Source organism: Methylorubrum sp. POS3 (assembly GCF_043352485.1).
Taxonomy (GTDB): domain Bacteria; phylum Pseudomonadota; class Alphaproteobacteria; order Rhizobiales; family Beijerinckiaceae; genus Methylobacterium; species Methylobacterium suomiense.
The window spans coordinates 2903641-2925550 of sequence record NZ_JAPRBT010000001.1; the positions used below are offsets into that span (position 1 = coordinate 2903641).

General features: G+C 69.2%; 17 protein-coding genes. 11 read left to right on the forward strand and 6 right to left on the reverse strand.

Features of this window, described 5'->3' with window-relative positions:
• The first annotated feature begins 21 nt into the window (after positions 1 to 21).
• From OWC43_RS13525 to hflX, 6 genes are all read left to right on the forward strand, one after another.
• Complete coding sequence (locus OWC43_RS13525) at positions 22 to 618, forward strand: DUF1989 domain-containing protein (protein ID WP_393957023.1); 597 nt, start codon at positions 22 to 24, stop codon at positions 616 to 618.
• A gap of 167 nt (positions 619 to 785) precedes the next feature.
• A complete protein-coding gene (locus OWC43_RS13530; RefSeq protein WP_393957024.1) occupies positions 786 to 2423 on the forward strand; it encodes a DEAD/DEAH box helicase in 1638 nt (545 codons plus the stop codon).
• A gap of 79 nt (positions 2424 to 2502) precedes the next feature.
• The gene (locus OWC43_RS13535) at positions 2503 to 4875 is read left to right on the forward strand and encodes an ATP-binding protein (protein ID WP_393957025.1); all 2373 of its coding nucleotides are present in this window, start codon (positions 2503 to 2505) and stop codon (positions 4873 to 4875) included.
• Positions 4872 to 6242 (forward strand): sigma-54 dependent transcriptional regulator, encoded by a 1371-nt coding sequence (locus OWC43_RS13540; RefSeq protein WP_137828631.1) that lies wholly within the window; start codon positions 4872 to 4874, stop codon positions 6240 to 6242. Before OWC43_RS13535 ends, OWC43_RS13540 begins: the two co-directional genes overlap by 4 nt.
• Before the next feature lie 278 nt (positions 6243 to 6520).
• The gene (gene hfq / locus OWC43_RS13545) at positions 6521 to 6775 is read left to right on the forward strand and encodes an RNA chaperone Hfq (RefSeq protein WP_003600267.1); all 255 of its coding nucleotides are present in this window, start codon (positions 6521 to 6523) and stop codon (positions 6773 to 6775) included.
• A 342-nt stretch (positions 6776 to 7117) separates the two neighbouring features.
• A complete protein-coding gene (gene hflX, locus OWC43_RS13550) occupies positions 7118 to 8515 on the forward strand; it encodes a GTPase HflX (protein ID WP_393957026.1) in 1398 nt (465 codons plus the stop codon).
• Between the two features lie 110 nt (positions 8516 to 8625).
• Here hflX and OWC43_RS13555 read toward each other — a convergent pair whose 3' ends face one another.
• From OWC43_RS13555 to OWC43_RS13570, 4 genes are all read right to left on the reverse strand, one after another.
• Positions 8626 to 10188, reverse strand: coding sequence for a SulP family inorganic anion transporter (locus OWC43_RS13555; RefSeq protein WP_393957027.1), 1563 nt, complete (start codon positions 10186 to 10188; stop codon positions 8626 to 8628).
• Between the two features lie 11 nt (positions 10189 to 10199).
• The gene (locus OWC43_RS13560) at positions 10200 to 10904 is read right to left on the reverse strand and encodes a carbonic anhydrase (RefSeq protein WP_393957028.1); all 705 of its coding nucleotides are present in this window, start codon (positions 10902 to 10904) and stop codon (positions 10200 to 10202) included.
• Positions 10905 to 11390: 486 nt separating this feature from the next.
• Positions 11391 to 11705 carry a hypothetical protein gene (locus OWC43_RS13565; protein WP_393957029.1) on the reverse strand — a complete coding sequence of 105 codons (315 nt, stop codon included), beginning with the start codon at positions 11703 to 11705 and terminating at the stop codon, positions 11391 to 11393.
• A 365-nt stretch (positions 11706 to 12070) separates the two neighbouring features.
• Positions 12071 to 12841: a hypothetical protein gene (locus tag OWC43_RS13570; protein WP_393957030.1), complete on the reverse strand. Its 771-nt coding sequence runs from the start codon at positions 12839 to 12841 to the stop codon at positions 12071 to 12073.
• Positions 12842 to 13084: 243 nt separating this feature from the next.
• Between OWC43_RS13570 and OWC43_RS13575 the strand changes: the two genes are divergently transcribed.
• Together OWC43_RS13575 and OWC43_RS13580 are read left to right on the forward strand one after the other, a co-directional pair.
• Complete coding sequence (locus OWC43_RS13575) at positions 13085 to 14386, forward strand: MFS transporter (protein ID WP_393957031.1); 1302 nt, start codon at positions 13085 to 13087, stop codon at positions 14384 to 14386.
• Between the two features lie 89 nt (positions 14387 to 14475).
• Positions 14476 to 14901 carry an organic hydroperoxide resistance protein gene (locus OWC43_RS13580; protein ID WP_393957032.1) on the forward strand — a complete coding sequence of 142 codons (426 nt, stop codon included), beginning with the start codon at positions 14476 to 14478 and terminating at the stop codon, positions 14899 to 14901.
• Between the two features lie 195 nt (positions 14902 to 15096).
• Here the strand turns inward: OWC43_RS13580 and OWC43_RS13585 are convergent, their stop codons facing one another.
• Positions 15097 to 15660: a CoA-binding protein gene (locus OWC43_RS13585; RefSeq protein WP_393957033.1), complete on the reverse strand. Its 564-nt coding sequence runs from the start codon at positions 15658 to 15660 to the stop codon at positions 15097 to 15099.
• Between the two features lie 44 nt (positions 15661 to 15704).
• Between OWC43_RS13585 and OWC43_RS13590 the strand changes: the two genes are divergently transcribed.
• On the forward strand, positions 15705 to 16136 hold the full coding sequence (locus OWC43_RS13590; protein ID WP_238308002.1) for a PaaI family thioesterase: 432 nt from the start codon (positions 15705 to 15707) through the stop codon (positions 16134 to 16136).
• Position 16137: 1 nt separating this feature from the next.
• Here OWC43_RS13590 and OWC43_RS13595 read toward each other — a convergent pair whose 3' ends face one another.
• Complete coding sequence (locus tag OWC43_RS13595; RefSeq protein WP_137828640.1) at positions 16138 to 17460, reverse strand: MFS transporter; 1323 nt, start codon at positions 17458 to 17460, stop codon at positions 16138 to 16140.
• Between the two features lie 299 nt (positions 17461 to 17759).
• Between OWC43_RS13595 and OWC43_RS13600 the strand changes: the two genes are divergently transcribed.
• Entirely contained in the window at positions 17760 to 19067 is a 1308-nt protein-coding gene (locus OWC43_RS13600) for an N-acetylmuramoyl-L-alanine amidase (protein ID WP_137828641.1), read from the forward strand.
• 155 nt (positions 19068 to 19222) lie between these two features.
• Positions 19223 to 21646, forward strand: coding sequence for a penicillin-binding protein 1A (locus OWC43_RS13605; RefSeq protein WP_137828642.1), 2424 nt, complete (start codon positions 19223 to 19225; stop codon positions 21644 to 21646).
• Positions 21647 to 21910 lie beyond the last annotated feature (264 nt).

Here is a 21910-nt window from a genome sequence, read left to right on the forward strand (position 1 = left end):
CCGAAGGACGCGCGCGCTGAGATGTGCGGCCGTCATCGGATTGAGCCGCGCTCCGGCGTGGCGTTCACCCTGAACCGCGGCCAGCGGCTCACCGTGATCGACCCGGAGGGCGAGCAGGTCGCCGATCTCGTGGCCTTCGTGCGCGATGACGTCGACGAGGTGATCTCGTCGGGCCGTACCATCGACTACGCCTCGCGCCTGTTCCTGACCAAGGGCGACCCGATCTACTCGAACCGCTCCAACGTGCTGCTGGAGATCGTCGAGGACACGGTAGGGCGCCACGATTTCCTGCTCACGCCCTGCTCGGCCGACACGTTCCGCATCATCTACGGCGACGAACACCCGCACCGGGGCTGCTTCGGCAATCTCGCCGCCGCGCTCGAACCCTACGGCATCGGGCCGGACCGCATTCCGGTCGCCTTCAACGTCTTCATGCACGTCGCCATCGATGGCCAGACGGGCGAGATCGCGGTGAAGCCGCCCCTGAGCCGGGCCAACGACCGGGTGGTGTTCGAGGCGAAGACGGATCTCATCGTCGGCCTCACCGCCTGCTCCGCCCTGCAATCGAACAATTTCTCGTTCAAGCCGATCGTCTACGAGATCGCCAACCCGGCGTGAGGATCTGACGCTTCCCTGGCTCCTCCCACCCGACACCCTCATCCTGAGGTGCTGAGCGCCCGCTCAGGATGAGGGGTCGGGTGGGATGCGCGCTGTTGCGGCACACTCGGACGCCGTCTCGCGTTTCCCCTCTGTTCCCCGCGGCCGCGCTTGGCTAAACGGCCGCCATGCTGCGCCTTCGCGAGTATCAGCGCGCCGCCCTCGACGCGCTCCACCGGCATTGGGACGCGGGCGGCGGGCCCGGCCTCGTCGTGCTGCCGACGGGCGCCGGCAAGGCGCTCGTCATCGCGGCCCTGGTGCGCGCGTGGCTGGAGCGGAGACCCCGGGCGCGGATCTGCGTGCTCGCCCATGTGCGCGAACTGGTGGCGCAGAACCACGGCGAGTTGCTGGCCTACTGGGCGGAGGCGCCCGCCGGCATCTTCTCCGCCGGGCTCGGGCGGCGCGAGAGCGCGGCACCCGTCACCTTCGCCTCGATCCAGTCGGTGCGCGACCGCGCCGCCCTCTTCGAAGGAACCGACCTCGTCGTCATCGACGAGGCGCATCTCGTGCCGCGCTCGGCCGAGACCGGCTACGGCCGCTTCCTCGCGGGGCTGCGCGCGGCCAACCCCGATCTCAAGGTCGCGGGCTTCACGGCCACGCCCTACCGGCTCGATTCGGGTCGCCTCGACGAGGGCGAGGGGCGGGTGTTCGCGCGCATCGTCCACGAATCCACCGTCGGCGACCTGATCGGCCAGGGCTACCTCGCGCCGCTGATCTGCAAGGCCACCGCCCTGACCCTCGACGTCTCGGGCGTGGGCAAGCGCGGGGGCGATTACATCCCCTCCGCCCTCGAAGCGGCGGTCAACCGCGACTGGATCACCCGCGCGGCGGTGGAGGAGATGGCGCGCTACGGCCGGGACCGTCGGGCCTGGCTCGCCTTCTGCGCCGGAATCGATCACGCGGCCTGCGTGCGCGACGCGGTGCGGGCGGAAGGGTTCACCTGCGAGACCGTAACCGGCGAGATGGGCCGGCGCGAGCGCGACCGGATCCTGCGCGCCTTCCGCACGGGCAAGATCCGCTGCCTGACCTCGGTCGGCGTGCTCGCCACCGGCTTCAACGTGCCGGAGGTCGACCTGATCGCGCTCCTGCGCCCGACCCAGTCGGCGGGCCTCTACGTGCAGCAGGTCGGTCGCGCCCTGCGCCGGGCGCCGGGCAAGTCGGACGCCATCGTCCTCGATTATGCCGGCCTCGTGCGGATGCACGGGCCGGTCGATGCGGTGACCGCCCGCAGCGTGGCGCTGGGCCCCGCCCTCGGCGGCGCGGCGCGCGCCAAGCCCTGCCCGGGATGCGGCGCGCTGATCGCCCTCAACGCCAGCACCTGCGAGGCCTGCTGGGTCGAGCCCGAGGCGGAAGACGCCGAGGCGCCCCATGCCGCGAGCGCCGAGGACGCGCTGCCGATCCTGTCCGAGACCGTCGCCGGCTGGCGTTCGGTGACGGGCTGGACCCTCGGGCAGGGTCCGGGCGGCCACGGCCCCGACCGGCTGGAGGCGGCGTTGCGCTGGCCCGGCGGCGGCTGCCGGGTCGAGGTCTGCCTGGAACATTCGGGCCATGCCCGGGAGCGGGCGGTGGCGTGGTGGCGCGCCTGCGGCGGGGCGGAGCCGGTGCCCCTGACCGTGGCGGAAGCTCTGGAGCGCCGGGACGAGCTGGAGCGTCCGGATTCCGTGCGGATCGAGGCTGCGGGGCGCTTGTCGGAGAGCGTCGAGCTGCGCTTCCCGGATGGACGGCGGTTCCGCGACCTCCGGCGCTGGGGCGGGGCCGCAGCCTGAACGCCGCCGCACCGAGGATGGGGGCGCGCAGACCCGACTTGTATTAATTTCGCCACACTGTCGTGGCCCTGCATCAGCGATGCTGCTCCTGTCGCGACGCAACCGAGAGACGCCGTCCGACGCCCCGTCCGTAGAGGACGGCGCGGCCGCCCTGTCGCACCGGTTCGACGCCCCGCCGCGGGGGCCGGGTTGGATCGGCGCGGCGGTCGTCGTCGTCGCCCTGGTCTCGGCGAGCGTCACGTTCCTGATCCTGGCGGGGCTGATCAAGGTCACGCCGTCGCAGAACACCGGCATCACCCTGCTGGCGATCAACATCGCCCTGGTGCTCTGTCTCGTGATCGTGATCGCCTGGGAATCCCGCGTCTTCCTGCATGCGCGCCGGGCGCACGCGACGGTGGCGCGGCTGCACACCCGGATCGTCGGCCTGTTCAGCCTGATCGCGATCCTGCCGACGATCCTCCTCGCCATCGTCGCGACCGTGACCCTCGACCGCGGCCTGTCGCTCGGCTTCACCGACCGGGTGCGCGACGTGGTGCTCAAATCCGTCCAGATCGCCGACGCGCATCTGGAGAATCAGTGCCAGTCGCTCGCCCGCGAGATCCGCATCCTCACCGACGACCTGACCCGGGCGCGCCCGCAATTCGACGTGAACCGCGAGTGGTTCGAGTCGTTCATGACCACCCGCGCCCAGGCGCTGGGCCTGCCGATCGCCAAGATCATGCGCGGACCCAACGACGTGGTAGCGCGCGCCAATATCGACGTGCTCAAGCAGACCCGCCTGCCCTCGGCCGCCGCCTTCGAGGATGCGGCGAAATCCAGCGATCCGATCTGCCTGCTGCCAAACGAGGGAAGGGTCTTCGCCGCGCTCCTGCGGATGCCGGCCTACGACAACGCCGTGCTGCTGGTGCAGCGCGAGGTCAGCCAGCTCGCCATCGACTTCCCCGGCGTCTCTCGCGCGGCGGCGGCGGAGTACCTCGCCTTCGACGACCTGCGCTACTCGATCCAGGTCACCTTCGCCTCGGTCTTCGTGCTGATCGCGCTGATCACCCTGCTCTCGGCGGTGTGGTTCGGGCTCAACTTCGCCAACCGCTTCGTCGCGCCGATCCGGCGCCTCATCAACGCCGCCGACGAGGTCGCCGCCGGCAATTTCTACGCCCGCGTTCCGGCGAGGAAATCGGATGGGGATCTCGCGCATCTCGGCGAGAGCTTCAACACGATGACGCAGGAGCTGCGTCGCCAGCACGACGGCCTGCGCGCGGCGAGCGACCTGATCGACCGCCGCCGCCGCTTCACGGAAGCCGTGCTCTCGGGCGTCTCGCCGGGCGTGCTCGGCGTCGATGCGGGCGGGCTCATCACCATCGCCAATCCGAGCGCGGAGAAGACCCTGGGCCTGACCGCCGCCGACCTGGTCGGCCGCCCGCTGACCGAGGCGGTGCCGGAGATCGCCGCCCTGTTCCCGGAAGCCGAGGGGCGCCAGCGGGCGCTCCAGCAGCAGATCCAGCTCGTGCGCGGGGGCCGGGAGCGCACCATCGCGGTGCGGGTCACCAGCGAGCAGGCGCAGGGCGAAGCCCGCGGCTACGTCGTGACCCTCGACGACATCACCGACCTCGTCGCCGCGCAGCGCACCTCGGCCTGGGCCGACGTGGCGCGCCGCATCGCCCACGAGATCAAGAACCCGCTCACGCCGATCCAGCTCTCGGCCGAGCGCATCCGGCGCAAGTACGGCAAGGTGATCGTGACCGACAAGGAGGTGTTCGAGCAGTGCACCGCCACGATCGTGCGCCAGGTCGACGAGATCAAGCGCATGGTCGACGAGTTCTCCTCGTTCGCCCGGATGCCGAAGCCGGCCATCACCCAGCAGGACCTCGCCGAGATCGCCCGCCAGAATCTCTTCATGCTGCGCATGGCGCATCCCGAGATCGAATTTCCGTTCGAGACGACCGGCGAGGACGAGCGCGGCCGCGTCGTCGCGGCCTTCGACGTGCGTCTGTTCAGTCAGGCGCTGACCAACATCCTCAAGAACGCCGTCGAGGCGGTGCAGGCCGTGCCGGAAGACGTGCTGACGGCCGACGGAGGCAAGGGCCGGGTGGCCCTGCACCTCGCGGTCGAGGGCGGGTTCGTGACCATCGACGTCACCGACAACGGAAAAGGCTTTCCGGCGGAGGGGCGCCAGCGCCTGCTCGAACCCTATATGACGACCCGCGAGGGCGGGACCGGCCTCGGGCTGGCGATCGTGTCGAAGGTGCTCGAAGAGCATGGCGGCGGGATCGAGCTCAACGACAACCCGGAGGGGCGCGGCGGACAGGTTCGCGTGCGGCTGCCCCGGGAGGTCGGCGAGGGCGCCGGCTCGGAACGGGACCGCCCGGCGGGTTCGCCGCGTGACGGGACGACAATGGACAAGAACAGGGAGGGCGCCATGGAAGCGCGACGCGTCGCGGAGATGCAGCCATGAGCGCCGACATCCTGATCGTCGACGACGAGGCCGATATCCGCGACCTCGTGGCCGGCATCCTCGACGACGAGGGCCACCGCACCCGCACCGCTGCGGGCTCCGACGAGGCGCTCGCCGCGATCGAATCGCGGCGGCCCCATCTCGTCTTCCTCGATATCTGGCTCCAGGGCTCGCGCCTCGACGGGTTGCAGGTGCTCGACCTCATCAAGACCGGCCATCCCGACCTGCCGGTGGTGATGATCTCGGGCCACGGCAACATCGAGACCGCGGTCGCGGCGATCAAATCCGGCGCCTACGACTTCATCGAGAAGCCGTTCAAGGCCGACCGGCTGATCCTCGTGGCTGAGCGCGCGCTCGAAGCCTCCCGCCTCAAGCGCGAGGTGCGCGACCTCAAGGTCCGTTCGGGACAGGCGAGCCGGATCGTCGGCGGATCGGTGGCGGTCAACCAGCTGCGCCAGACCATCGAGCGCGTGGCGCCGACCAATGCCCGCGTGATGATCTCGGGGGCGCCCGGCGCCGGCAAGGAATTGTCGGCGCGCACGCTGCACGCGGCCTCGGCGCGCGCCAGCGGTCCCTTCGTCGTGATCAACGCGGCGACCATCACGCCGGAGACGATGGAGGCCGAACTCTTCGGCGTCGAGGCGGGCGAGGGCCGGGTGCGGCGCGTCGGCGCCCTGGAGGAGGCCCATGGCGGCTCCCTCTACATCGACGAAGTCGCCGACATGCCCAAGGAGACGCAGAGCCGGATCCTGCGCGTCCTCGTCGACCAGAACTTCCAGCGGGTCGGTGGAACGGCCCGCGTCCATGTCGATGTCCGGATCATCTCCTCCTCCTCCCGCGACCTGACCGAGGAGATCGCGGGGGGACGCTTCCGCGAGGATCTGTTCCACCGCCTCTCGGTGGTGCCGATCCGCATCCCCTCGCTCGCCGAGCGGCGGGAGGACGTGCCGGAGCTGATCACCTTCTTCATGGAGCAGATCTCGGCGGCCACCGGCCTGCCGCGGCGGCGCATCGCCGAGGATGCCATGGCGGTGCTGCAATCCCACGATTGGCCGGGCAACATCCGTCAGCTGCGCAACAACGTCGAGCGGCTGATGATCCTGACCCAGTCGGATCCGGAGCAGGAGGTCACCTCCGAGATGCTGCCGACCGAAATCGGCGCACTGGTGCCGACGACGCCGACCGGGGCGGGCGGGGAGAAGCTGATGAGCCTCGCCTTGCGGGAGGCCCGCGAGATCTTCGAGCGCGAGTATCTCGTGGCGCAGATCGCCCGCTTCTCCGGCAACATCTCCCGCACGGCCGAGTTCATCGGCATGGAGCGCTCGGCGCTGCACCGGAAGCTCAAATCCCTCGGGATCGGGCCCTGATCCCGTCCACCGCGCGCCGTATGGGCGGGGACGGGCAGTCCCGCTCCTGCGGCGGATGTCAGCCCCGGCGACGAATCCTCGCAGGGGTATCACCCCCGACAGGATGGGCACGGCGTGATGCCGATGCGAGGAAACGCTTGCGTCCGGAGAAGCTTCGCCCTGTAATAAGGTAGGCTTGGGGAAGCGGTCTTCGGTGATGCGGGTGGTTCGTCGCCCGGCATCCTCCGAGACGGGATACGACCTCCCGCGGTGCCGGTAGCGAAGCAAGGATAAGAAAAATGGCGGGCGAGCGCGCTCAGAACCTCCAGGACACGTTTCTCAACCATGTCCGCAAGAACAAGATTCCGCTGACGATCTTCCTCGTCAACGGCGTCAAGCTTCAGGGCGTGGTGACGTGGTTCGACAATTTCTGCGTCCTGCTGCGCCGCGACGGGCACTCGCAGCTCGTCTACAAGCACGCGATCTCGACGATCATGCCGGGCCATCCCGTGCAGCTGTTCGAGCCGGACGAGACCGCGCCCGAGAAGGCGTGAGACGGCTTCCTGAATTTCCAGCCGTCATGACGAGGCGGAGCCGTCCACGGCTCCGCACAGGCCGGTTCGATCGCGCCCGCTTCGATGCCGTCTCATCACGTCGCGCGTCCGGGTGGACGCTTGTTCGGCGTGCGCCCCCCACCATCTGCATGATTGCGCCGATGCCTCACCTTGAGGCGTCGTGCTCTGGATTGCTTCGGCTTCGCCTCGCAATGACGGAGGAACGCCCCCGCGCGTCGTGGCCGACGGCGCGATCGTTCACCGTGTCTTCGAAGCGTCCGCTGCGTCCGATCGAACACGGAGCCGGCTTCGCGGTGGCGAGTTGACCGGCGAGAGGCCCGAATGACCGAACTTCAAACACCCGGCGAAGCGCGACTCCAGCGGCAGGCCGCTCCCGAGGGCGACATCGCCGCCTCGACCCGCACGCTGGTGGTCGGCCCCTACCTCACCCGCGCGGCCCAGCGCTTCGCCCCCGGCCAGCCGGAAAACACCCGCTCCGACGATGCGCGCCTCGACGAGGCGGTGGGCTTGGCCGCCGCGATCGATCTCGATGTCGCCCAGGCGATCGGCGTGCACGTCCAGCGCCCGCGACCCTCGACCTATCTCGGCAAGGGCCGGGTCGAGGAGATGGCCGGTCTCGTCAAGGCAGAGGAGATTGGCCTCGTCGTGATGGATTGCGCCCTGTCGCCGGTGCAGCAGCGCAACCTCGAGAAGGCCTGGGGCAGCAAGGTCATCGACCGGACCGGCCTGATCCTCGAGATCTTCGGCCGGCGCGCCTCGACCCGCGAGGGCACGCTGCAGGTGGAGCACGCCCATCTGGCCTATCAGAAGTCCCGGTTGGTCCGGTCATGGACCCACTTGGAGCGGCAGCGCGGCGGCTTCGGCTTCCTCGGCGGCCCCGGCGAGACGCAGATCGAGGCCGACCGCCGGATGATTCAGGAGCGGATGACCAAGATCGAGCGCGATCTCGACGCGGTGGCCCGCACCCGCGGCCTGCATCGCAAGAGCCGGGCGCGGGTGCCGTACCCGATCGTCGCCCTGGTCGGCTACACGAATGCCGGCAAATCGACGCTGTTCAACGCGCTGACGAAGGCCGAGGTCAAGGCGCAGGACATGCTGTTCGCGACCCTCGACCCGACGGCGCGCGCCACCAAGCTGCCGCATGGCGAGACGGTGATCCTGTCCGACACGGTGGGCTTCATCTCGGATCTGCCGACTTCGCTCATCGCCGCTTTCCGGGCGACGCTGGAGGACGTGATCGAGGCCGACATCCTGCTCCATGTGCGCGACGTCTCGCACGGCGACACGCAGGCCCAGGCCGAGGATGTGGAGCAGGTGCTGCGGGAACTCGGGATCGAGCCCGATGCCGAGCGGATCGTCGAGGTGTGGAACAAGGCCGACCTGCTCGACGAGGGCGAGCGCACCCGCCTCCTCAACCTCGCCGCCGCCCATCGCGGCGCGGGCCCGGCGCCGATCCTGGTCTCGGCCCTGACGGGGGAGGGGCTGTTGGCACTGTCCGAGCGGATCGAGGGGCAGGTGGCCCGCGCCCGCTCGACCTTCGCCCTGACCCTGCCGCCGGAGGACGGGGCGGCGCTCAACTGGCTCTACGAGAATGCCGAGGTGCTCGACCGGCAGGCGCAGGACGGCGGCGACATCGCGCTGACGATCCGCATCGCCCCGGAGAAGGAACCGCGCTTCCTGAACCGTTTCGAGGCCGCCCGCCGGGTCAGCACGCCGTAAGGGGATCCCGAAGGGCGAGCCCTTCGGCGGGTCGTCAGGGCAGAGCCCTGACACGAAGAAGGCCGGTATCGCGGGGCGATACCGGCCTTCTTCCTTCCCGATCGAAAAGATCAGTCCTTCGGCGCGGCGTGCGCCGCCATGGCGAGGCTGTTGCGGAGGCCGCCGCCGCCGCCGACCACCTCGACCCGGGCGCCCGTCTTGGCGCGCCGCGCCGCCCATTCCTGGATCATCTCCAGGCAGGTGTGGTCGACATGGTGCAGATCCTGCGCGGCGAGCCGCACGGGGGTGCCTTCGGGGGTGCGCTCCAGGGCCTCGTTGAGATGGGGCAGCTGGAGGAAGGTGGCCGAGCCCGAGAGGCGCAGCTCCGGCACGGCCCGCAGGGTTCCGCCCTGCAGCGTCTCGGCGGCACCGCCCTCGATCTTGAGCCGCCCCTTGAGGAGGTGCGGCACCACCTGGACGAGGCTCAGGGCGAGACCGATCAGCACGCCGGTGAGCAGGTCGGTGGCGACCACCATCACCAGGGTGACGAGCCAGATCGCGGCGGTGGCGAGACCGTAGCGGGCGTGCAGGTGCAGGGCATGGGCCGGGCTGACGAGGCGCCAGCCGGTGACCACGAGGATGCCAGCCAGCGCCGCCGTCGGCACCAGCTTGAGCACCATCGGCAGGATCAGCAGGAAGGCGAGGATCCAGCTGCCGTGCAGGATGGTCGAGGCGCGGGTGGCGGCGCCCGCCTGGACGTTGGCGGAGGAGCGGACGATGACGCCGGTCATCGGCAGGCCGCCGGCGAGACCGCAGAGCACGTTGCCGACGCCCTGGGCCCCGAGTTCGCGATTGTACTGCGTCCGCGGCCCGTCATGCATCCGATCGACGGCGGCGGCCGAGAGCAGGCTTTCGGCGCTGGCGACCACGGCGAGCGTGAGGGCCATGACGATCATGGTCGGCTCGGCGAGCCGGCTCCAGTCGCCCGCGCCCGGCAGGGTCACGGCCGAGAGGATGTTTTCGGGGACTTCGACGCGCTTGACCGCGAGGTCGCCGATCACCGCCACCAGCGTGCCCGAGACCACGCCGACGAGGGCGCCGGGCAGGAGCTTGAGCCGGGCCGGACGCAGCTTCTCCCAGCCGAGCATCGTCACGATGGTGGCGAGGCCGACGAGGATCGCGCCGAAGCGATTGCCCTCGCCGGTGACGAAATTGAAGAAGGCCGCGGGGATCGCCACGAGATTGTCGACGCCGCTGGCCTTGGGCAGGGCGTCGGTCAGCACGTGGATCTGCGCCAGCACGATCAGCACGCCGATGCCGGCGAGCATGCCGTGCACCACCGCGGGCGAGATCGCCCGGAACCAGCCGCCGACGCGCAGGGCCCCGGCGAGCAGTTGGATCGCGCCGGCCAGCACGAGAACCGGCCCGAGGGCGTCGATGCCGTGGGTGCGGACGAACTCGAAGACGATGACGGCGAGGCCCGCGGCCGGGCCGCTGACCTGGAGCGGCGCGCCGGCGAGGAAGCCGACGACGATGCCGCCGATCACGCCGGTGATGAGGCCGCGCTCGGCGGGCACGCCGGAGGCGATGGCGATGCCCATGCAGAGGGGCATCGCCACGAGGAAGACCACGAAGGAGGCGGGCAGATCCCGCGCGAGGGTGGGCGGCAGCAGCCGCGAGAGCGAGGCACGCATTGCGATACGCCTCACTCGGCCGCGACGGCGACGCGCGCCATCTCGGGCGCGGCGATGCGCTGGGCCGGGCTATGGGCGACCGGCATGGCGTCCGCCTCGTCGATCGGCACGAACCGGCCGGCCTCGCCGCAATAGGCCAGGACCTGCCCGCTCTCGATCTCGAAGAACCAGCCATGCAGGCGCAACTGGCCCTTGGCGAGGCCCGCCGCGACGCTCGGATGGGTGCGCAGGTTGCTGAGCTGAACGACGATGTTCTCCAGCGCCAGCGCCCGGTGATGATCCTTCGGGTCCATCCCGGCCGGATAGGCCTCGCAGACGATCTGGCTCGCGGCGTGGCTGTGGCGCAGCCAGGCCGCCACGTTCGGCATCGAGGCGAGGGCCTCGGGCTTCATCAGGCCCTTCATCGCGCCGCAATCGGAATGGCCGCAGATGACGATGTCGCGCACGCCGAGCGCCATGACCGCGTATTCGATGGCCGAGGAGACGCCGCCGTTCTGCTGCGAGAAGGGGGGGACGATGTTGCCGGCATTGCGGCACACGAAGAGATCCCCCGGGCCGGATTGGGTGATGTGCTCGGGCGAGACGCGGGAATCGGCGCAGGCGATGATCAGCGCCTGCGGATGCTGCCCGTCCCGGACCAGCCGCTGATACATCTGCTGCTGCCCCGGAAACACGCTTCCGCGGAAGTTCGAGATGCCTTGAATGATATCGTCCACGCCGATCCTCGTTCTTCAAGGTCGTTCGCACGCCATCCGTGCATCGAACGACTGAGATAGTCGGTGCGGCAGGCCGGTGTTGTCCCGCCGCAGGCGGCTTCGACTGGTCTAGAGCTGCGCCCGATACACTTGGAGCCGGACGTCTCTTCCGCTCTTTGGTTGGGCCACGCCCTCTTGCGACGAGCCGGATTCCCCATCGTCGGAATGGGTTCCGAGCGCGAGAACGGGTCGCTCGCGCCCCGCTTCGGAGGTTCGGGCGGCCTCGAACCGCCCGGTGGGAGGCGGCCGGCACCGATTCCTCCCTCGCTGAGAATCCAGGCGCCGCCTTCCGGGCAGGCGGCATCGCGCCGCCCGCCGAGGCGGGGACGACCGGTGAGTCGATGAGGGCGGCGCGGTCGTTCGGCCGCGCCGTCCGGTTCGTCGGGCCGCTCGGGAGGCCGACGCGGGACGGCGACGTCCCGCGTCGGTCGAAGTCCGAACCCCGCGTCAGCGGTGGGCGCGGCGCTTCTTCGTCACGCTGCCCGTCGTCGCCCAGCTCGGATCGACATCGCCGCGGCGGATCGCCGAGCGGACCGGCCCGCCCTTGGCGCCGGCGTTCTCGCTCAGCATGGGTGCGCCGAGGATCTGGCCGGTGCCCGCGCGCTGCGAGTGGAGCGAGCGGGGGTCATGGTAGGGGTCATCCTGGTAGCTGCTCATGAAGCCGCCGCCGGCGGGCTGACGGCTGCCGCCGCCGGAATCCGCCTGAGCTGCGAGCGGCAGACCGATCATCGCGAGAACACTGATAACAACGATGCTCTTCATGACGCGCTCTTCCTCGTTAATCCCTGAGACTTGAACTTTTTTGTTCGAATTTCTCTGACAGGAGGAAGGTATTTCTTCGAACTGTATTTTGGAAGTGCGTTTTGTCACGCAGTTTTATTTAAAAAATAATCCGCAGCGGTTGGCCCTGCGGGTGCGCCATGTCACCCGGCGGTCCAAGTGGCGCCCGTGTCGCGGGATGTATTCAGTAATGCGCAGAAAGTCGGAAAACCGGACGGGCGTGCCCGCACATGTCCCGTCACCGGCACTCGGAGCGATGGGCACGATCGCGGCATGGCCGTCGGCGCGTGCCCCGACCCGACCGAACCCTGCCGGCGAAGGAGGGCAACCGGGCGTCCCGGCCCTACTCAGCGCGGCTCGTCGCGATCGACCAGGAGCTTGAGGTTGTATTTCTCGCCCAAGGCGATCAGTTCCTGCGGATCGTCCGGGTACCAGTACGCCTCGATGCCCTCGACGCCGAACCGCCGTTCCAGGGATTGGCGCGTCCAAGTCCAGAGATGCCGCCGGGAGCTGTCCCAACCGGATTTCCACTCCTCGAAATGAGGCAGACGGGGATCGGGTTGGGTTGCCACTCGGCGATCGATTTTCGCCGTCCGATAGAAAAGCTGCGACATCTGATAGCCCTGTTGCAGCCTTCCGATGCCGTCGAGAAGCTTTTGCCGCGGCGTGGGCTCGGCTTCCGGCGCCCCATGCCAAGCCAGGATGGTCGAGGGCGCCAGATATTTGCGATGTCCCGCGAGAAAGATGTAATTCGCACAGGCCGATAAGCAGGAATCGTAGGCCGCAACATCGATACGATTTTCGAGGATGAAAATCCCGATGATAGCAGCGGCCGCGGCATCGCCACCAAAACTATTGACTACAAAAATTTTGTTTTTCCCATCCAATTTTTTGACAATTACTTGTTCCGCCAGGCCTGTGATGCGGCCCGCAAAACAGACTGCCGACTTTGTTTCAAGCAACATCCCTCGGTTAGGCTGCGCAGCTTCAGCTGCTTTGCATTCAGCGATTGCCTCGGAAAAGCGTGATGGGGTCGATTCACCGTTCAGAGCTTGCGCAGACCACGCAGCAACGCTGATCAAACAAAATATGGATCCGATCAATGCAAAAAAATACATATCACCTCCATAATCTGCTTTAAGCAAAATATCCCGAATAAGTCAGACAGATCAATCTTGCTTTTCAGCAAAAATCTCAGACAAGCGACAGTTTATTCGAAATAGTAAAAATAAGATCTGCTCTTGATCGCTCGCAGCGAAAGCCAGGGTCGAGCCGCGCAGCACCATCGCGCTCAACGCCATCGCTTCGTTCTGTTACGGGCTCTTGCGCCCGCACCGCTTGGCCCCGAACGTCCGAGACCGATGAACGCCCCATCCGCCCGCCGCATCCTGATCGCGAGCTTCGTCGGCACCGCGATCGAGTTCTACGATTTCTACATCTACGCCACCGCCGCGGCGTTGGTGATCGGCCCGATCTTCTTCCCCGCGGGCGCCCCCGGGGTGCAGACGCTCCAGGCCTTCGCCACCTTCGCCATCGCGTTCCTGGCCCGGCCTGTCGGGGCGGCGGCGTTCGGGCATTTCGGCGATCGGATCGGGCGCAAGGCGACGCTGGTCGCCTCGCTGATGATCATGGGCCTCTCCACCGTGCTGATCGGCTGCCTGCCGGGCTACGCCGCCATCGGCTGGTGGGCTCCGGCGCTGCTGTGCCTGCTGCGCTTCGGCCAGGGCCTCGGCTTCGGCGGGGAATGGGGCGGGGCGGCCCTGCTCGCGGTCGAGAACGCACCGCCGGGGCGGCGCGCGCTCTACGGCATCTTCCCGCAGCTCGGCGCGCCGGTGGGCTTCGTCAGCGCCAACCTGCTGTTCCTCGGGCTCAGCGTGGCGCTCAGCCCGGAGGCCTTCGAATCCTGGGGCTGGCGCCTGCCGTTCCTGGCCTCCGCCGCCCTGGTCGGGGTCGGGCTCTACGTGCGGCTGAAGCTCACCGAGACGCCGGCCTTCCGCGCGGCCCTGGCCGAGGCGCCGCCGGAGCGGGTGCCGCTCGCCACCATCTTCACCCGGCACCTGCGCGCGACCCTGCTCGGGACCTTCGCCATGGTGGCGGCCTACGCCGTGTTCTATCTCTCGACCGTGTTCGCCCTAAGCTACGGCACCGCGAGCCTCGGCTACCCGCGCAAGACGTTCCTGCTGTTCGAATGCGTGGCGATCCTGTTCATGGGGCTGGCGATTCCCCTCTCCGGGCTCGCCGCCGACCGGTTCGGCCGCCGCCCGGTGATGCTGTCGGGACTTGCGAGCACCGCCGCCCTCGGCGGACTGATCGGCCCGATGCTCGGCAGCGGCGAGCCGGCCCTCGTCCTCGGCTTCCTGTGCCTCGCGCTGTTCGCCATGGGCTGGATCTTCGGGCCGATGGGGGCGCTCCTGCCGGAACTCTTCCCGACCCGCGTGCGCTACACCGGTGCGTCGGTGACCTACAATCTCGCCGGCATCGTCGGGGCGGCCGGGGCGCCCTTCGCGGCCCAATGGCTCGCGGCCCAGGGCGGGATCGGCCTTGTTGGGCTCTACCTCGCCGCCGCCGCCGGCCTCAGCTTCGCCGCCGTACTGGCCATACCCGAGACCGGAGGGCGGCTCCGAGGAGGGGTAGCCATGCATGAAGAGCATAGCGCGCAATAAATAGATTGCGCGCAATCGATCGATTGTCTATCCCTGCCGCCAAGCCGAACGGATCGGCTCCCCGACATCCGAGCCACGAGGATACGACCATGACCGTCGACGTGAAGTACCGCACCACCGCCTCCGCCACCGGCGGCCGTGACGGCTCCGCCCGGACCGAGGAGGGCAATTTCGAGGTCAAGCTCTCGACCCCGAAGGAGCTCGGCGGCGCGGGCGGCTCCGGCGCCAATCCGGAGCAGCTGTTCGCGGCGGGCTATTCCGCCTGTTTCCTCGGCGCCCTGAAGGTGGCCGGCGGCCAGCTCAAGCTGAAGGTCCCGGCCGAGACCACCGTGACCGCCACCGTCGGCATCGGCCCGCGCTCGGAGGGCGGCTTCGGCATCACCGCCGATCTCAAGGTCGATCTCCCCGGCCTCGACCGCGCCGATGCTCAGCGCCTCGTCGACGCCGCCCACCAGATCTGCCCGTACTCCAATGCCACCCGCGGCAATGTGGATGTCGGCCTGACGCTGGCCTGATCGGCGTCGCTGCGCTCCCCGATGCGAGGGCGCTCCCGGCTTAGGCCGGGGGCGTTTTTTTATGGCCGGGACACGCCCCCCCGGAGCTGGCCTCGACACCGTCACCGTCCTCTCGGGGCGTCGCCTATCACGCCACGCGCAGACAAGGGTGTAGGGTCAGGCCGGTTGAGCCCTCAATCGTCCGGAGCGGGCGGATCACGGCGCGTCGATCGTCCGCTTCTGCACGCCGCCCTTGGCCATCACCGGTTTTTTCGCGGAGATGATCCGCGAGTTCACTCCGGTCCAGCCGATTTCGCCCGAGAGCCGCCCGTACTCGATCTTCGGACAGCGGTTCATGATGACCGCAACGCCCGCCGCCTCGGCGCGGGAAGCCGCCACGTCGTCGCGCACGCCGAGCTGCATCCAGATCACCTTCGGTCGCGTCGGCAGCGCCAGCGCCTCGTCGACCAAAGGCCCGGCCGCGGCGGAATTGCGGAAGATCTCGACCATGTCGACCGGGCCGGGCAGGTCGGCGAGGCGGGCCACGACGGGCCGCCCGAGCAGGCTCTGGCCGGCCAGGCCGGGATTGACCGGAATCACCGTGTAGCCGCGTTCGGACAGGTACTTGAACACGATGTAGCTCGGGCGGGCCGGGTTGGCCGAGGCGCCCACCAGCGCGATCGAGCGCGTCGCCCTGAGGATCTCGCGGATCCGCGCGTCGGGGTAGCGGTCGTGCCGGGTCGCAATGCCCTCTGGGGCGCCGTCGAGGGTCGGGATCATGGCAGCCCTTGTCGGCCAAGGCGCGCCGTGCTGCAAGGCGGAGCATGAGCACCACCGCGATGACGCTCGAGGACACGATCGCCTTCCTCGACCGGGACTTCCCGCAGATGAACGCCGGAACGCGCGCCTATCACCTGGAGGCGGTCGGGCCGCTCTCGGCGCGGATGCGGCTCGACGGCGGGACGCAGCATCTGCGCCCGGGCGGGACCGTCTCCGGCCCCGCCATGATGGCCCTCGCGGATTACGCGCTCTACGCCGCGATCCTGGCCAATATCGGCCCGGTGGCCCTCGCGGTCACGACGAATCTCGCGTTCAACTTCCTGCGCCGTCCCGGCCCCGGCAGCCTCGTGGCCGAGTGCCGCCTGCTCAAGCTGGGGCGCCGCCTCGCGGTCGGCGAGGTGGCGATCCGGAGCCTGGGCGCGGACGAGATCGTCTGCCACGCCACCGGCACCTACTCGATCCCGCCGGAGCGGTGAGCTACTCCGCCGGAACCGCGGCGGGGGTGGTCGGGCGGCTCTGCGTGCCGCCCTTGGTGCCGCCTTTCGGCTCGTAGCCGTAGGTCTCGGGCATGAACAGCAGGTAGACCACGAAGCCCGCCGCCGCGATCGAGGCGAGGACCAGGAAGGCCGCGGAATAGCCCGCGCCGACGATGATGACGCCGGCGAGCGTCGCGCTGAAGGACGCGCCGAGACCCTGGGCGGTCGCCACCGCGCCCTGCGCGACGTTGAACCGCCCGGTGCCACGGGTCAGGTCGGCCACGATGATCGGGAACAGCGCGCCGAAGATGCCGGCGCCGATGCCGTCGAGGCACTGCACCGCTACGAGCCAGAACGGGTTGTCCGAGAAGGTGTAGAGCACCCCGCGCAGAGCCAGGAAGCCGAAGGCGGCCAGGAAAATCGGCTTGCGGCCGAAGCTGTCGGCCTTGCGTCCAACCATCACGGCGATCGGCACCATGACGAGCTGGGCCGCGACGATGCAGATCGCGATGAGCGAGGTCGCATAATCCTTGCCCACCACCTTGGTCAGGAGCTGGCCGACGGAGGGCAGCATCGCCGCGTTGGCGAGGTGGAAGGCGGCGCAGAGGCCGGCGAACAGCATCAGGTGGCGGTTGCGCAGGAGCAGGCTGAGACCCGAGGGCTGCTCGCTGCCCTGGTCCTCGGCCTGGTCGAGGCCGCGAGCGAGGTCGTCGTCGATCTCGCTGGCCGGCACCGTCAGCATCGCGGCGATGGAGAGCGCGGCGAGGATGCCCATCAGCCAGAACACGACGATCGGCCCGAACAGGTAGGCGAGGCCGCCCGCCAGCATCGCCGAGACGGCGTTGCCCGCGTGGTTGAAGCCCTCGTTGCGGCCGATCTGCTTGGCGAAGTATTTCGGTCCGACGATGCCGAGGGTGATGCCGGCGAGCGCGGGCGGGAAGATCGCCCCGGCGATGGCCGAGACCGACTGGGTCGCCGCTACGAGGAAGAATTCCGAGATCCAGGGCAGGACGAGGCAGCTCAGCGTCACGGCCACCGCTGCGGCGATGACGATGGCGCGCTTGTTGCGGCTGCGGTCGATGAAGGCGCCGGCCGGGGTCTGGGCGATCAGGCCGGCAATGCCCGCGATCGTCATGACGAGGCCGATGGTCGCCTCGTTCCAGCCCTGCTCGGGACCGCGCACCGCGAGCAGATAGATCGCGAGATAGGGTCCGAGACCGTCGCGTACGTCGGCGAGGGTGAAGTTGAGCATGTCGAGGCCGCGCAGGGCCGCGCGCGAGGGCTGGCGCTCCGGAGCGGAAGCAGGAGGCGAGTCGGGCACCATCGGCGGTCTCGAGGTTGGAGAAGCGATTCGGGTGGGGCCCGATCATGCTGCGCCGCGCTAAACCCCCCATCCGCAGAGGGTTCCGCGCGAACCGCCTTCGCAATCCCGCACCGGTCTTCACGTTTTCGTGTCTTCGCGCAACGCGGGTTCGGCGCCGACCGCGGTTCGACCGACAGCCAGCGATTGCAGGTGTCGCACCGGCACAACAGCGACCGGGCAACCGACCGGGACGCGGTGAGGAACGGTTAACCATCCCGGCCGTATCCCGTATCGGAGGCTCCCGGAACCCTGGCCGACCGATGCAGCCGCGCGCCCGCACCTTTCGCTTCGGACTTCTCCGCTCCCTCCGCGTCGCCGGGAGCCTGGTCGCGCTCGCCCTGGGCCCGGCCCTGATCGCCGGCCCCGCCCCAGCCCAGGATGGGATCGGCGCCGGCCCGGCTCGCAACGCGGCGATCGCCATCGCGGCCGATCTCGCGAGCCAGGGGGGCACGACCAAGCTCGTTCTCACCCTCTCCAAGGCGGTCGAGGCCCGCGCCTTCGTGATGGAGCGCCCCGACCGGGCGGTGATCGACCTGCCCGAGGTGAATTTCCAGCTCGGCAGCGAGGCCGGGCGTCACCGCGATGGCGTCGTCGCCTCCTTCCGCTACGGATTGTTCGCGCCCGGGCGCTCGCGGATCGTCGTCGATCTCGCCGGCCCGGCGGTGGTCGACGCGATCGAGACCACGAAGACCCGCGGCGGGGCGACCCTCGTCACCATCCCGTTCCGCCGGGTCGAGCGCGACGCGTTCCGCAAGGCGTCCGTCGCGGGCGATCCGAATCCCTCGGCCGCCAAGGCGCCGCCGCCGCGGGAGGCCGCCGATACGCGCCCGCTCATCGTGATCGATGCCGGCCATGGCGGCATCGATCCGGGCGCCATCGCGGCCACCGGCGTCTACGAGAAGGACATCGTGTTCGGCTTCGCCCAGGCGCTCGTGGAGCGACTCGAGGGGACGGGGCGCTACCGGATCGCCATGACCCGCGACCGGGACGTGTTCGTGTCGCTCTCCGAGCGGGTGCGCATCGCCCGCGAGGCCAGGGCGGACCTGTTCGTCTCGATCCATGCCGATTCGATCTCGGCGGCGCCCCAGGTGAAGGGCGCCACGATCTATACCGGTTCCGAGAAGGCGACCGACGGCGAATCGGCCCGGCTCGCGGAACGGGAGAACAAGGCCGATGCCGCGGGCGGCGCCGATTCGGGGGAGGGCGCCACCGATGTCGCCGACATCCTGCAGGAACTGACGTTGCGCGAGACCCGCGGCTTCTCGTCGGGCTTCGCCGCGAAGCTGATGGGCCAGCTCTCGCCCGTCATGGAAATGAGCGCGAAGCCCCACCGCGAAGCCGGGTTCCGCGTGCTGCGCTCCCCCGACGTGCCCTCCGTGCTGGTCGAGCTCGGCTACCTGTCGAGCAAGAGCGATCTGGAGAAGCTGCTCTCCGAAGAGTGGCGCACCAAGGTCACGGGTTCGATGGCGAAAGCCATCGATCTGTTCTTCGCCGGCCGGGCGACGCTCTCCCGCCCGACGCCGACGCCGCCGCGCAAGGCGGCCTCCATCGCCCCAGTTTCACCATAGAACCGGTGTCGATACGGGGCCTTCACGAGAGACCCCCGCCCGCCCAACACCGCGCGGATCGCGCGGGGTCTCGACACGAGCCCTGAGCCTCGGCCGGCCCCTGGTGCCGAACCCGATCTCAATCGTGCAGCGGACGAGCGACGGACGGACACCGGATGCGTTTCATCCTGCGATTCTTCGCTTTCCTGTTCTCGGCCGGGGCGGTGCTGTTCTGCGTCGCGGCGGCCGTCGGCGCGTTCTTCTACTGGAAGTACAGCCAGGACCTGCCGGACCACGCCGCGCTCGCCAATTACGAGCCGCCGGTGATGACCCGCGTGCACGCGGCGGACGGCTCGCTGCTCGCCGAATACGCGCATGAGCGGCGTCTCTACCTGCCGATCCAGGCGATGCCCAAGATCGTGGTCGCCGCCTTCCTCTCGGCGGAGGACAAGAACTTCTACAAGCACGGCGGCATCGACCCCGAGGGCATCGTCCGCGCGATCCTGACCAACGCGCAATCGGGCAAGAAGCAGGGTGCCTCGACCATCACCCAGCAGGTGGCCAAGAACTTTCTGCTGTCCAACGAGCAGACCTACGACCGCAAGATCAAGGAAGCCCTGATCGCGCTGCGGATCGAATCGGCCTACTCCAAGGACAAGATCCTCGAGCTGTACCTGAACGAAATCTTCCTCGGCACCATCGTGCCCGGACGCAACCTGCACGGCGTCGCCGCGGCCGCGCTCGACTATTTCGGCAAGTCGGTCCACGAGCTGACCATCAACGAGGCCGCCTACCTCGCCGCGCTGCCGAAGGGGCCGAACAACTACCACCCCTACCGCAAGACCCAGGCGGCCCTCTCGCGCCGCAACGAGATCATCGGCCTGATGGCCCAGAACGGCTACATCGCCCAGGACGAGGCGGTGGAGGCCAAGAAGCAGCCGCTCGGCGTCAACCCGCGCGTCGCCTTCCCGAACGCGGCCAACGCCAACTACTTCACGGAAGAGGTTCGCCGCGAGATCTCCGAGCGCTACGGCCAGACCAAGCTCTACGAGGGCGGCCTGTCGGTGCGCGCCACCCTCGATCCGAAGATGCAGTCCTGGGCCCGCAAGGCGCTGGTGGACGGGCTGGTCCGCTACGATCAGGGCCGCGGCTGGCGCGGCGCCGAGCGGCAGGTCGATCTCGTCGGCCGCGATTGGGGTCTGGCCGTCTCGGAGATGCCCGCGCTCGGCGACATCGCTCCCTGGCGGCTCGCCGTGGTGCTGAGCACCTCCGGCGGCGTGGCGCAGATCGGCCTGCAGCCGAAGCGCGAAGCCTCCGGCGCCGTCTCCAAGGAGCGCGAGACCGGCTCGATCACCGCCGAGGGGGTGAAGTGGACGGGGCGCCCGGTCGCCACCGCGCTCAAGGCCGGCGACGTGGTCTATGTCGAGCCGATGGATGCCGGCCGCGCCCTCTATCGCCTGCGGCAGAAGCCCGAGGTGTCCGGCGCCATCGTGGCGATGGATCCCTATACCGGCCGCGTCCACGCCATGGTCGGCGGCTTCTCCTACGACGAATCCGAGTTCAACCGCGCGACCCAGGCGATGCGTCAGCCGGGCTCCTCGTTCAAGCCGATCGTCTACTCGGCGGCGCTCGACAACGGCTACACCCCGTCCTCCGTGGTGCAGGATTCGCCGATCACCATCGAGGCCGGTCCGGGCCAGGAGGCGTGGACGCCCTCGAACTACGACGGCAAGTCGGGCGGTCCGCACACGTTGCGCTACGGCATCGAGCACTCGAAGAACCTGATGACGGTGCGGCTCGCCAAGGATATCGGCATGCCGCTCATCGCCGAATATGCCCGCCGCTTCGGCGTCTACGACGACCTGCTCCCCGTCCTGCCGATGTCGCTGGGTGCCGGCGAGACCACGGTGATGCGCATGGTCACCGCCTACTCGATGCTGGCCAATGGCGGACGGCGCATCCGCCCGACGCTGATCGACCGCATCCAGGACCGCACCGGCGAGACGATCTACCGCCACGACAACCGCAAATGCATCGGTTGCGACGCCGAGAAGTGGTCGGGTCAGGACGAGCCGAAGCTCGTGGACGAGTCCGAGCAGGTGCTCGACCCGCTGACCGCCTACCAGATGGTCTCGATCATGGAAGGCGTGGTCCAGCGCGGTACCGCCACGCTCCTGAAGCAGATCGGCAAGCCGCTCGCCGGCAAGACCGGCACGACCAACGACGCCAAGGATGCGTGGTTCGTCGGGTTCTCGCCGGATCTGGCGGTCGGCGTCTATCTCGGCTTCGACAAGCCGCGTTCGCTCGGCGACCGGGCGACCGGCGGCGGGCTCGCCGCGCCGATCGTGCTCGACTTCCTGAAGGTCGCGCTCAAGGACAAGCCGCCGACGCCGTTCCGCGTGCCGCCGGGGATCAAGCTGATCCGCGTCAACGCCTCCTCGGGCACCCGCGCCGGCTCAGGTGAGGGCGGCGGGACGATCCTCGAGGCGTTCAAGCCCGGCACCGCACCGCCCGACGCCTACGTCGCCGCGCCGGCCGGCCCGCCCGCCACCGTCCCGCCGGATGCCGGCGCCGCCGCCCAGGCCGGCGGGGTCTACTGAGCCGGATCACCACGCCGACATGAAGGAGCCGCCCCCGCCGGGGCGGCTCTTTTCGTTTCGGCCGACCGATTCAGGGCCGTCCGAGCCGCGGCAACGAGATTCTTCTCCCTCTTGCGAAGGGGGAGGGGGCGGCGGGAAGGAGCGTCGCAGCGCCACCTGCATCGGCCCCTGCGTCCGTTTTCGCTGCGCAAGGCGCGAGGAGAGGGGGCCGTTCACGCTCACCGGCCGATTGACGGCATATCGTATTCAGAAAAACGATTGCCG